Below are 12,907 nucleotides of genomic sequence, written 5' to 3'. Positions count from 1 at the left end.
AATTCTAGGAGGAATTTCATGTTAGATCCAAAACAAATTATCACTGATTTAAGAAATTTAGGAGTAGAAAAGGATGATATTATCGTTGTTCATTCTTCTTACAATGCGTTGCGTGTGGACGACCAAATTGAAGGGGGACCAGAAGCTGTCATTGAAGCACTGAAAGAAACAGTTTCAGAAGGAACACTACTTATTCCAACCTTTAGTTATAAAAATGTGTTACCTGAAAATCCAACGTTTGATGTGGTGAATACACCTGTTTGTATTGGTGTTATTCCTGAAACCATGCGTTTATCTGACAATGTTTATCGTAGTTTACACCCAACTCACAGCCTAGCTGCATGGGGGAAAGACGCGGAAGAATTTACTGAAAATCACTACAAAGATCACACACCTGTTGGGGTTAATTCGCCTTTAAGTGAAGTTTACCGTCGTGGTGGAAAAATTGTCATGTTAGGGGCACCGTTTGCTAGAAATACTAGCATGCATGGTGTGGAAGAAAAAGTATTACCTGAATATCTTTTTACTGAAAATTATCCTTATACGATTGTTAAAGAAGACGGAGAAACCTTAACCATGAACGTCTTACGTCATGATTTTAATGGCTTTGAACAACGTTATGACCGTGTTCTAAATGTTTTAGATGAGGATGTTGATTACAAAGTAGGGAACGTTTTGAATGGTCTTTCTTGTGTGATGAATTCCCCTGCAGTTTGGGATAAAGCTCTCATTAAGTATAAAGAAGAGATGCTTTACTTTACAGATCCAAGACCAAGAACATAGAAAAATAAGCCTTTGAGGAACGGTTTACGGTATCCTTAAAGGCTTATTTAGATGAGTTTAATTAAAATAATTTAGTTTGATCTATTTTTATTTCAACTTGTTTTAATTATCTGCGTTATTTTCAGAGTGGGGAAAAACACCGTGAACGAACCAAATGTTCCCATTTCTTTCACAACTACTGACTCATCTTCACCAAATAAAATTTCCATACCATAAATAGGACATCATAGTTTTTTTATTTTCTCAGTTGTTTTTTCTAAATTAAACAACCCATACTAAGAAAACTAACCTAGCGTAGAAATTATTATCGAAATTTCACTGACCATTACTTATCCATAAATCATTTGAAAATGGAGTTGTCTAACAATTTATTTTCCCGAAACCATTAAAATATCTGTAGAAGTCAAATAAAATTTGTTTGAAATATGTAGATTAAATTTTTTATTAAGGATATAATATTAATGTTGTTATTATTTTGTACTGGAGGAAAAAATAATGAAAAAGGTAACGTTAAAAGTAATTGTTTCTAGTTTACTAATAGGAACTGTTGTATTTGGAGGAAATTCACTACCAATACTCAATGAAGAACTGACTGTTGAAGCATCATCAAAATATTTCACAGACGGACGAGCATATGCTCAGTGGGGGGTTACAACAATAGATTTAGAATCAACTGATGGCTATTTATACCCTGCTGGAACTCGAGTGGCACGTGCAACTCGAGATGTTTCAAATAATCAATTTAGTTCATTCTACTTAAACTTTACCGTTAGTGCATTTTTCTATACGGCAGCTGGAGAAGTACCAGCACAATATGTATCAGCAACAGAATCAAAAATTGTAAATGCAATATCAGGGGACGTTAATTTAATTAATAACCCGATTGCACCAGGAGCTGTAAATAATCCTTTACAACCCGCTAAACCAGTGGTTGGATTAGATAAAGGTGCTTTAGGTACTTCAATTAATGAAGCTGAGGCTATTCAAAATAATGGTGTATCTTACACTAATAACAGTATTGCTGCATTAAATTCAGCGTTACAAAACGCATACAATGTATTTAATAACCCTAATACTGATCAGGCGACAATTAATAGTTCTAACCAACAATTAAGAAACGCTATCAATGGTATGGTGGAAGCACCTATCGAATCTGCTGATAAAACTGCTTTGGGAGCATTGATTAACGAGTCAACGCCTGCTATGAACACCCCACATGCTTACACATCTGCAACTTTCGAACCATTTGCGAAACAATATAATAATGCAACAGCTATTTTCAATGATCCAGGCGCAAACCAATACGATGTTGATAATGCTGAAAGTGCTTTAAGATATCGTTTCAAAAAACTAGAACTTTCAGGTGAAGGCCCGATTGATCCTGTTGTAAATAAAGCCTCATTACAAGCTTCAATTAAAGAAGCTGATGCAAAATTAGCTGAATCAGGGAAATATACTTCTGAAAGTGTTTCTAATTTACAATCAGTAAATAACACTGCTAAAAAAGTAAACAGTAATGCAGGAGCTACTCAACAACAAGTTGATACAGCGAATGCTAACTTACAAAACGCTATTAAAGGTTTAGTTGCTAAGTCTGTTGAAGCTAACAAAACTGAATTAAAGGCTGCAATCTCACGTGCTAATACTGCACTTAAAGATGAAGCTAACTATACAGTTGAAAGCGTACAAGTTGTTAAAGCCTCGAAAGCTAACGCTGAACGTGTTGAAAAAGACGCAAAATCAACTCAAACTCAAGTTGATAAAGCAACCGCTGATCTAAATAGATCAGTAAATGCACTTAAAGTTAAACCAGTAGTGGTTAACAAAACTGAATTAAAGGCTGCAATCTCACGTGCTGATAAAGCACTTAAAGATGAATCTAAATATACAGTTGAAAGCGTACAAGTTGTTAAAGATGAAAAAGCTAACGCTAAAAAAGTAATGGATGATTCTAAAGCGACTCAAATTCAAGTTAATTCAGCTACTAATAATCTAGATAAAGCTATAACATCACTCAAAGTTAAACCTGAGAAACCAGAAGGTAACTATATTAAAGATGAAAAATATGTAACCTTTATTAGCGAAAACTACAACACATGGTCTAATTTTAATTGGAAATTCCGCGAACCAGGCAAAAATTTAGTTAACAAAACTTTTATCTCTCACGGAAAGTACTACCATAAGAATGGTTCAACTTATGTTTCATTACACGACGATAAAGGAAATTGGCACGGTTACGTGAATGAAAAAGCTGTTACTGTAGGAAATGGTTCTCAAGGAGCTTACATTAAAGATGGCAGGTTTGTAACATTAATTAAAGAAAATTACAATACATGGTCTAGCTTTAACTGGAAGTATAAGCTTAATGGTAAAGATATTTCAAATAGAACCTTTATTTCTAGAGGTAAATATTATCATCAAAATGGTTCTGTTTACTTATCTTTATTTGATAGTAAAGGGAATTGGTATGGTTATATAAATGAAAAGGCTATAACTGTAGGAAATGGTCCCCAGGGCGCTTATGTTAAAGACGGGAGACGTGTAATTTTTTCTAAAATCAATTACAATACATGGTCCAACTTTAATTGGAAATATAAGGTCAACGGGAAGAGTATGGTAAGCAAAACTTTTGTCGCTAAAGGTAAATATTATCATCAAAATGGAAGCACTTATTTATCTCTATTTGATGATGCTGGAAAATGGTACGGTTATGTTAATGAGGTAGCTGTCAAAATAAAATAATGCTATCCATAAATTAATCTAAATGTAGTGCCTTGTGAAGAATAAAGAGCTTCCTTTTAGGTATAAACACTATTTAATTTGGTAATTAAATAAAAAGCAGACTTTTTATCCCCTGACTATTAAAGAATATTCGTATAAATAAGACCACGGTTGTGACAGAAGTATTCAGCTTCAAGAAATAAGAAGCTGAATACTTCTGTCACACCGTTTAGTTTTAAAAAAGCACTCTCACCTTCGTTTTTAGCTATCCTATTTAATACCTCTCTACATCTGTTTTACCATAATTACCTATGATTAACCACCTCAGCATACTCACAAACCTTCTCCCAATCCGTAAATTCTAAATCTACGCTAGGATTAGTAGGACCATCTGTCATCTTCATAATTAATTGAATCATTTTTTTATCAAATAATTTATACGTTGTGTAATTCAAAGCTCCCGCGTAAATTTGAACTTTATTAGGTTTCCAACTGATTTTATCTAAAAATTTTCTGACGTAGACATTGTTTTCAACCACACATTTTTCTGGGTTTCTCGCAATTAAATTAACACCAAAAAAGTCGGCTTGTCTTTCTTCTAGTTCTTTCTGATTTTTTTCAACAAAGCGATATAATTTTTTAGGAAATTTACCATAACGAATGGAAGAACCGATGATTATTTTATCAAACTCCGTGATATCTTTGATTTCTTCAAACCGTTTAACAACTACCTCACCTTTTATGTTTTCGGATAAAGTTTCTGCTATCTTTTTTGTTTGTCCATCCACAGTGGAATAAGCGATTAATATTTTTGACATGTTATAGGCTTCTTTCTATAGTTAGAATCCTTTTCATTATATACATAACCAAATTTAGTTACTAGGTAATTTCAAATAAAAAAACCTTTTTTACTTCTCACTAAAATGAGTAAGTAAAAAAGGTAATTGATTAACTCGCAGCGCCTTGTGCCTGTAATCGGTACATTTCAGCATAATAGCTATCCATAGATAATAAACTTTCATGGGTTCCTTGTTCTTTGATTTCGCCATTATCTAAAACTAGGATTTGATTAGCATTTTGTATCGTTGATAGTCGGTGAGCCACGATAAACGTTGTTCGCCCTTCTTTAACAACTTCCATCGCATGTTGAATAATTTCCTCGGTTTCAGTATCAATGTGAGACGTTGCTTCATCTAAAATTAAAATCTTCGGATCACTGGCTAATGTTCTCGCAAAGGCAATTAACTGTCGTTCGCCAGATGAAAATGCTTGTCCTTTTTCTACTACTGGCTCATGAATGCCTAAAGGCAATTTAGCGATTAAGTCTTTGCCTCCTACTTTTTCTAAAGCCTCCGTCACCATCTCATCAGTAATTTTAGGGTCATTCATACTAACATTTGTTGCAATGGTGCCACTAAACAAATAAGGTTCCTGTAAGACAATCCCCATATTCTCTCTAATGCTCTCTCGGTTTTTATCAGCTAACGATTGCCCATCAATCAACACCGCCCCTTGTTGTGGGTCATAAAAACGAAACAATAAATTAATGATTGAGCTTTTCCCTGACCCAGTATGTCCGACTAAACCGATTGTTTCACCTTTATCCGCTGAAAAATTAATTTCTTTTAAAATTGCTTTTTCAGGATCATACCCAAAGGTCACGTGGTCAAATACGACATGTCCCTCTGTAAAATTTAAGATTTCCGTAGAATCTGCTTCGATTGGTTCATCAAGTAGTTCAAACACACGTCTCCCACCTGATAAGGCTTGTTGCAAGGTTGACATCATTCGTACCAATTCTAGTATTGGGTCAAATAATCGAGAAATGTAATTAATAATCACATAAATTGTTCCAATTGAAAAGCCCATCACACCATCTACAAACTGTGTCCCAATGAATAATAACACAGCAAACATCACCAAATTTTTGATCATCGTTGAAAAATCCCAAGATAAAAAGCCATCTAAGCGAATTGATTTTAACCGAGTATCTAACCAGGTTTGATTCGTTTCTTCAAATTCTTCTAGCATACTGTCTTGTTGATGATAAAGTTGTACAATCGACACACCCTGAACAATTTCAGCTGTATGACTGTTCAAATCGCTCACAGACTCACGCCATTTTTTATTAATCGGTGTCGCTAATTTTGCATAGATTAATTGCCAAACAATAAAGAACGGAAATAGCAATAATAAAGCTGTTCCTATTTTAGGACTTACAATAAACAAAGCCACATAAATTGAGCCAATTGTTAAAATATCAATAATCACCGCATTACTGAAATTAATGTAGAAGTTCGTTCTTAATAACTCTACATCATTGACGATTCTAGCTGAAATTTTTCCGGCTGGCTTGTCATCAAAATATGAAACTGGTAGTTTTTGCATGTGATTAAATGCTTCATCACGTAATCTTTTACTCACTCGATTTGAGGTATATGCTAGGAGTAAATAACTAGCATACCCACACAAACTACTAAACAAAATAATTAACATGAAAAAGCCGAATTTTTGAATTAAAAAACCAAAAGCAATCTCTTGTTGTGCATTCACTTGTTCTGAAATATAATCAATCATTTGTTTCCCTATCATCGGTACATAAATGGATGTCGCTGCCGCAATCAGTGACAAGATAACACCCAATATGTACATAGGTAACTCATATTTATAATAACTCAGGGTTCGATTAAATAGTTTCATTTTCTTCCACCTCCATTTGTTGTGTCATGTACTGTTCGTAGTACCAACCCTTTAACTCTAATAATTCTTGTGGACTACCTACTTCGATAATCTTGCCATCTTCAATGACTAATACTTTATCTGCTTGAGCAACAGCTGAAAGTCGATGCGTCACGATGACATTGGTTTTATCTTGTCTAACTTGGCGAATATTTTCAATAATCGCACTTTCTGTTTTCGCATCTACAGCTGATAAACTGTCGTCTAAAATCAACAGCTCAGGTTCTCTGATTAACGCTCGAGCAATTGACACTCTTTGCTTCTGTCCACCAGAAATCGACACACCTTTTTCACCAATTAAGGTTTCCAAGCCTTCTGACATCCGTGCAATATCCTTTGTAAAGTCAGCTGATTCAATCGCTTCATTCATCGCATATTCATCTGCCTGACGATTACCAAAACGAATATTATGTCCCACTGTTTTAGAAAATAAAATGTGTTCCTGTGGCACATAACCGATTAATCCTTCTAAATTTTGAATGCTGTAATCTTGAATCAACTGGCCATTAATCCGAATTGCTCCTGTTTCACTAATTGGGTATTGGCGAAGTAATTGGCGAATAAGCGTTGTTTTTCCACTACCTGTTTTACCGACAATCCCTAGAGTTTCGCCACGATTTAAATAAAAATCAATTTTCTTTAAGGTTGTGGCTTCGCCTGTTGGATATTGAAACACGTAGTCTTCAAATTCAATGCGATCAATTCGGTCAATTTCTCTTTGACCTTCTTTTTCTAAGCTATCTTCAGATGTTAGCAATTCTTCAATTTTTCTAAAAGAGACATTTCCTTGTTGATAAACTAAAACAATATCCGAAAGGCCCCAAACCGCCCCACTTAACATCCCTAGATAAATTTGAAACGTGATCAATTGTCCAATGGTCATTTGCCCTTGATTGATTAAGTAACCACTAAAAGCTAAACCAACTGCAGTACTTAAACCAATTAAGAACTTAGCTACTTGACCAATCGCCCCGTTATAGACAACTAAATTATTGGCTTTTTTTAGTACTTCGGTTGTTCTTTTTTGAAATCTTTCTTGCTCTAACTCTTTTTTTCCATAAGCTCGCATCACACGAACCCCGTCTACCATTTCTAATACTTCATTACTTAATTTTGCGACATTGTCTCGATTATCTTCATACAGAACATCCACTTTTTTCCATAACAGAAAGACAATGTACCCAAATAAAATTAGCGGCAACACACTGACTAAAGCTGCTTTCCACGATGTTGTAAATACCATCGCTACTAAAATGCTGACAGCCCACGTGATATTAGAAACAATCAACATGAAGCCGTACCCGATTGCGTCTCCTAAATAATCCACATCACTTGTCATCCTGGTCATCAAATCTCCAGACCTGAAGCGCTCATAAAACGGTGTTCTTAAACTCAGCAACTTCTTGTAACTCTTACGTCTCATTTCTGATTGGAATCTGTAAGATTGACTAAATAACGTTATCACCCAAATTACATCCACAATATAGATACAGACAATACTGATTAAAAAAACTAACAAATAATTCCATAAGTTACCTTTTGATAATTCACTATTCACAATCGCATCAATAAATTTCTGAATCACTAGATTCGGAAGCAGTGTCAATCCCGATGAAATAATGGCAAATACTGTCGCAACCCCGTATGCAAAAGGATGTTTCTTAATGTACATCCATAATGTTTTTAACATAAACTTTTTTCCTCACTCTCTATAACAGCTTGCTTTTCACTTAAAAAAGCGCACAAAAAAACCCATAAGATGTAGAATCTAACTGCTCCACACTTTATCGGTTGATAATTTTTATTTTAAACAGGTTAATCTCTTGGTGACTTTTTATACACAAAGAAACTGACGCTAAAAAATAACAGATACCGGATAAGGAGTTCGTTGATTCATTCTTTTTCTATTTAATTTGCTGAAATTAATTAATTGAATAGTCATCATGAGTCTTGCTCCTTTCCTTTATTTTTTTGCTTTTTCACTTGACTTCTACAATTTACTACAACCAGATTAAAAAGTAAAGTGCTTTCTTTAATAAAATGTTAATAATTATAAAACTAGAACAGCTTAGCAAGTTATTTTCACAAACAGAAAAATAACAAATAGCTATAGTAGCTAATAATAAAAAAGACAGAATCTGCTAGAATAAAATAATTTTTAATTCCCTCTTTTTTTATAATCCGTGAGACAATAATCTGGCAGAAAAGTTTTGACGGAAGCCATCTCTAATCGAAAGTGAGGTGATGCGTAGTACGTACGTATTACCAAAATCTAAGGAAAGGATTGGCAGTTTTGTCCATAGCGGAAGCAATAAGCCTAATGATTAATTTCGATTCTTTAATCGCAACTATAATTTTCGGCATATTGAATGAAGTCAAAAAAGACAAAAAGAAATAATCGTCTAAACTTTGGCAGGTTAACGATTATTTCTTTTAATTTTAATCTAGCTCCCGTTTAAAACGGTTCTAAATTGAGGCGTATTGACGTACGCCTCTTTCATTTATTATCATATCACAATATTAATTTCTTACTAACTTCATCTTTCAATAACTAAGCGTACATCTTAGCGATTTTACCGCGCTTCATCTCTTTAATAATCTTTAGCGCCCGCTTTCTTGTCTTGATATTCGGGCTTTTAAGTCTGCGGTACGCACTTGAAATGTCGGTCTTTTCCAATTACTTTCCTACTCTCTACTTTTATCTTGAATCTTTTTAAAACTGCTCTCTAAATACGCTTTATCTAAGTTCTTCCCTATGATAATTAATTCATTAACTTTCCCCTGTGGTATACGTGTCGTCATATTAAAATTAAGCAATTGATTTACACTTTGAATTTCAATTTGGAAGTCTTGATCATCAATCAAAACAAAGCCTTTCATTCTGTAAATATTTTCTTGATAATTCATCATCAAACCAGATAACCAGTTTTCTAGTAGACTTTTCTTAATTGGTCTATCTCCCTCTAAATACAGAGACTGGAACTCATGATGGTGGTGATGATGACTATCTTCTGATTTTGAAAAGTTAGCTTCCTTACGAAACAAGCCATTATTTAAAACATTACTTGCTAACATCTCAGCCGAATCATCTAAAGCAAATGGATAAAAATCAGTTAATGGATTCATACTTTCAATTTTTTCAATTAGTTGACGACTAACTTTCATTTCATTTTTTTCTGAAATAAAGATACGATCTGCCATAGCAATTTGTTTCATCACCTCTGGATAAACCAAACTATTTTCAAAATTTTCATTATCAACCACAACGAGAACACTATCCAAATAAAAATGACTACTAATTTTTGGCGCACTAACTAATGTTTGAATAATTGGCTGGGGGTCAGAAACACCACTTGATTCGATAATCACTTGCTTAATCGGATTCCCCGTTTCAACAAACACATCTAAAATAGAGGTTAATGCACTCATCAAATCAGTTCGTAAACTACAGCAGATACAACCACCGTTCATTTGAAAAATGTTTTCTTTTGAATGGATTAGAAGTTCATGATCAATCCCTTTTTCACCAAATTCATTTTCAATAATAACCACTTCATTAGGTTTTAGATCAGATCCTTTTAATACTTGATTAATTAAAGTGGTTTTTCCAGCACCTAAAAAGCCGGAAATGACTGTTACAGGAATGCTCATTTTGTTTCCTCCTCGTTATTCAACTAATAATTTTCTGATCCTATCTTATCATTTATTTTTACTTTTTAACTACCAACTCGCTTTTTTTACACCTGGTATTTGACCTTCATATGCTAATTTTCTAAAGTTAATTCGGGACATTCCAAATTTTCGCATGTAGCCACGAGGTCGTCCATCAATTTCATCTCTTAATCTTAGGCGATTAGGATTGGCATCTTTAGGGAGTTTTCTCAACCCTTCATAATCGCCATTTTGTTTCAATTCATAACGAATCTCTGCATATTTTCCAACTAAATCTTTTTGTTTTTCAAGTTTAGCTATTTTAGATTTTTTTGCCATTCTTATTCCTCCTTAATGAGCTAACATTTCTTGGGCTATCTCTTTACCTGATAAATCATTATGATAATAGGTAGGCCAATTATCTAACTGGTTATATAATTTTTCATGACTTTCATTTCCAAAATACAAATGGAAATGTTCCACTTTGGTATCAGTAATCGTGTGGTCACTAAATTGAATATATTTAAAGGCTCCATCACTCGGATTTTCTGCTTCAAAACAATAACGAACGCCTCGATTGCCTTTATCATAGGTTAAAATTTTATAACCAGAATATTTATATTCTGAAGACATTTTTTTACCTGAACTATCGATATATGTTATTTCATTCCCTGCTATCTCAATCTTATTTATTTTAGTTTCATAACCTGCTTGATAGTAAGTTTTATATTCTTTGGCTGATTTGTCTTTATTAATTTTTGCTTTATAATCAAACACTTGATCCAGTGTCCCATCTAATACATAGGGATAAACTGATTGCCACTGACCTTCCCAGTTTGCTAATGGTCTATCATTTATTTCATCATCTTCAAAATAACCGTCTTGTAATGTTTTTTCTTTTTCTTTTACAGCAATTGTATTTTGATTATTGTTACCTGTTGTTTTACTTAAAGCTTCTAAATTATCAGTCATAACAGAGACATAATTTTTTCCTTCTTTAATATCCTTATCTGATAATCCTTCCAATGTGTTTAACACTAACAATTCAACTTTTGTTTCCTTGGCTAAAGTTTTAGCCACTGCATCTGAGGCATTTGATTCAAAATAAATATATTTAATCTTATTTTCTTCAACATATTTTTTTAGTTCTACTAATTTAGCTGCTGAAGGTTCTTGATCAGGGGATAATCCTGCAATCGGCACTTGATTTAAACCATATTCCATGGCTAGATAACCAAAAGCAGCATGTTGCGTCACAAAATTTTTCTGTTTCGCATTTGCTAATGTTTCTTGATAGTTCGCATCTAAAGCTTCTAACTCTTTAATATACTCTTCTGTATTTTTAGTAAATGCTTCCTTTTTATCTGGAAATTGTTTAATTAACTGATCACTAATCTCTTTAACTTCTTTAATGGCTAAACTGGGAGCCAACCAAACGTGTGGGTCAAAAGCGTGAGAATGCCCATGCTCTTCTTCGCTATGATCATGACCTTCTTTTTCATCATGTTTATGTTCCCCGTGCTCATGATGATGCCCCTCCTCACTTCCTGGAAGTAAAACCATATTTTCAGTTGCTTTAATAGCCTTAACTTTACCTTCCTTTAACGTTGTTTCCATTGAAGGAACCCATGTTTCCATGTTTTCATTGTTATAGACAAAAGCATCTGAATCTTGAATTTTCTTCATATCTTTAGCTGACGGCTCATAATCATGAGCTTCTGTTCCAGCAGAAATTAATAAACTTACCTCCACTTCATCCCCCACAATATGTTTTGTAAAATCATACATAGGATAAAAACTCGTCATAATTTGAAGTTTATTCTTATCAACTTCTTTTTTATTTCCCGTACCACATGCGCTTATAATACCCATTAATCCTATTATAAATAGACCTAAAAATAGTCGTTTCTTCATTACTCATCCTCCACATCTTTTTTAAATCGTAATCATTACGCTTTACAAGAATGAATGATATCAGACTATTTTCGTGTTGTCAACGACTATTAAAAAAAAAGTGTGACAGAAGTGTTCAGCTTATTCCCACCGAAACGACTTCTGCAACACCCTAAGTATTACTATTATTAATTTTCAATTTATTTCCAAAATCCAGTTCAACCACTAAAATACCAATAAAAATCAATACCCCACCAATTAACATATTCATTGATATCTCTTCATTTAATAAAAGAACTGAACCTAACATGCCAAAAAAAGCTTCTGTTGATAAAATAATCGCTGCTTCTGAACTAGTCGTATATTTTTGCGAGACAGTTTGAAGGAAGTATGCTAGTAAGGTGCTTGCTAATCCTAAATATAGAACTGGTAGTAAATTAATCGGTTGGTAGTCGATAGCACTTTCCCCTGTAATAAAAAGAGTGACCCATGATAGCAGAGCAGCTGCTCCCATTTGAAGTAACATCAACGCCCACGTTTCTTCTTCCGCCACAAAAAGATCTGTCACAAAAATTTGCAAGGCGAAAAAAAGAGCACAAACCAAAGTAAGAATATCACCAAAATTAAAGCCACTAATTGAACTTGTTAATGATAATAGCCCAATCCCAATAAGTGTGATAAAACTACCAATAAAGTTTTTGATAGGTAGTTTCTTTTTCAAAACCAAAAAGCTTAAAAAAGGTACTATGACGACATTAACGGCTGTTAAGAAAGCATTTTTTGAAGCTGTTGTATATTGAAGCCCTACTGTTTGAAAGGCGAATGCCAAAAATAAAACAGTTCCTAAGAGGCTTCCTCTAAATAAAGTCTTTTTAGATAAGGTGTTTAATTTTTTCAGATTAATTAGAAATAAAATAATGAAAGCCACAGTAAAACGAATTGCCAAAATTTGATACGGTGTGTAGTTATCTAATGCTAGCGCTGTTGCTACAAAACCAGTTCCCCAAATGATAGCGACAACAACTAAACCTATCTTCCCTATCTTTCTTCTCATTAATTTCACTCCTCTTTTTCATCATACGATAGCAACCTTTTTTTGTATACGCTTTCTCAATTCAAA

At 33.7% G+C, this 12,907-nt stretch carries 11 protein-coding genes; 3 read left to right on the top strand and 8 right to left on the bottom strand.

Features of this window, described 5'->3' with window-relative positions; genetic code table 11:
- Positions 1-18: 18 nt before the first annotated feature.
- Positions 19-783, top strand: a complete 765-nt coding sequence (locus FM121_RS03465; RefSeq protein ID WP_086950760.1) for an AAC(3) family N-acetyltransferase — start codon at positions 19-21, stop codon at positions 781-783.
- Positions 784-1,278: 495 nt separating this feature from the next.
- Positions 1,279-3,525, top strand: coding sequence for an FIVAR domain-containing protein (locus FM121_RS03460; protein WP_086950759.1), 2,247 nt, complete (start codon positions 1,279-1,281; stop codon positions 3,523-3,525).
- 284 nt (positions 3,526-3,809) lie between these two features.
- On the opposite strand, the gene hemG is transcribed toward FM121_RS03460, so the two are convergent.
- From hemG to FM121_RS03445, 3 genes are all read right to left on the bottom strand, one after another.
- A complete protein-coding gene (gene hemG, locus FM121_RS03455; RefSeq protein ID WP_086950758.1) occupies positions 3,810-4,322 on the bottom strand; it encodes a menaquinone-dependent protoporphyrinogen IX dehydrogenase in 513 nt (170 codons plus the stop codon).
- A gap of 130 nt (positions 4,323-4,452) precedes the next feature.
- Positions 4,453-6,204 carry an ABC transporter ATP-binding protein gene (locus FM121_RS03450; RefSeq protein ID WP_086950757.1) on the bottom strand — a complete coding sequence of 584 codons (1,752 nt, stop codon included), beginning with the start codon at positions 6,202-6,204 and terminating at the stop codon, positions 4,453-4,455.
- Complete coding sequence (locus FM121_RS03445; protein WP_086950756.1) at positions 6,191-7,933, bottom strand: ABC transporter ATP-binding protein; 1,743 nt, start codon at positions 7,931-7,933, stop codon at positions 6,191-6,193. The genes FM121_RS03450 and FM121_RS03445 overlap by 14 nt, the downstream gene beginning before the upstream one ends.
- 630 nt (positions 7,934-8,563) lie before the next feature.
- On the opposite strand from FM121_RS03445, the gene FM121_RS14620 reads away from it, so the two are divergent.
- Positions 8,564-8,641 carry a hypothetical protein gene (locus FM121_RS14620; protein WP_373385067.1) on the top strand — a complete coding sequence of 26 codons (78 nt, stop codon included), beginning with the start codon at positions 8,564-8,566 and terminating at the stop codon, positions 8,639-8,641.
- 153 nt (positions 8,642-8,794) lie between these two features.
- On the opposite strand, the gene FM121_RS03440 is transcribed toward FM121_RS14620, so the two are convergent.
- The 5 genes from FM121_RS03440 to FM121_RS03420 all read right to left on the bottom strand — a co-directional run bounded on the left by FM121_RS03440 (position 8,795) and on the right by FM121_RS03420 (position 12,841).
- Positions 8,795-8,920 carry a putative metal homeostasis protein gene (locus FM121_RS03440; protein ID WP_086950755.1) on the bottom strand — a complete coding sequence of 42 codons (126 nt, stop codon included), beginning with the start codon at positions 8,918-8,920 and terminating at the stop codon, positions 8,795-8,797.
- An 8-nt stretch (positions 8,921-8,928) separates the two neighbouring features.
- On the bottom strand, positions 8,929-9,894 hold the full coding sequence (locus FM121_RS03435; RefSeq protein WP_086950754.1) for a CobW family GTP-binding protein: 966 nt from the start codon (positions 9,892-9,894) through the stop codon (positions 8,929-8,931).
- A gap of 69 nt (positions 9,895-9,963) precedes the next feature.
- A complete protein-coding gene (rpsN, locus tag FM121_RS03430; RefSeq protein WP_086950753.1) occupies positions 9,964-10,233 on the bottom strand; it encodes a 30S ribosomal protein S14 in 270 nt (89 codons plus the stop codon).
- 12 nt (positions 10,234-10,245) lie between these two features.
- Positions 10,246-11,808 (bottom strand): zinc ABC transporter substrate-binding protein AdcA, encoded by a 1,563-nt coding sequence (locus FM121_RS03425; protein ID WP_086950752.1) that lies wholly within the window; start codon positions 11,806-11,808, stop codon positions 10,246-10,248.
- A 151-nt stretch (positions 11,809-11,959) separates the two neighbouring features.
- A complete protein-coding gene (locus FM121_RS03420; RefSeq protein WP_086950751.1) occupies positions 11,960-12,841 on the bottom strand; it encodes a DMT family transporter in 882 nt (293 codons plus the stop codon).
- Between the last annotated feature and the right edge of the window lie 66 nt (positions 12,842-12,907).

Origin of the sequence: Vagococcus fluvialis bH819, from assembly GCF_900163795.1 — a bacterium.
Taxonomy (GTDB): domain Bacteria; phylum Bacillota; class Bacilli; order Lactobacillales; family Vagococcaceae; genus Vagococcus; species Vagococcus fluvialis_A.
Note: the sequence above shows the minus strand (reverse complement) of the source record. Positions and strands in the feature narration are given on the sequence as shown.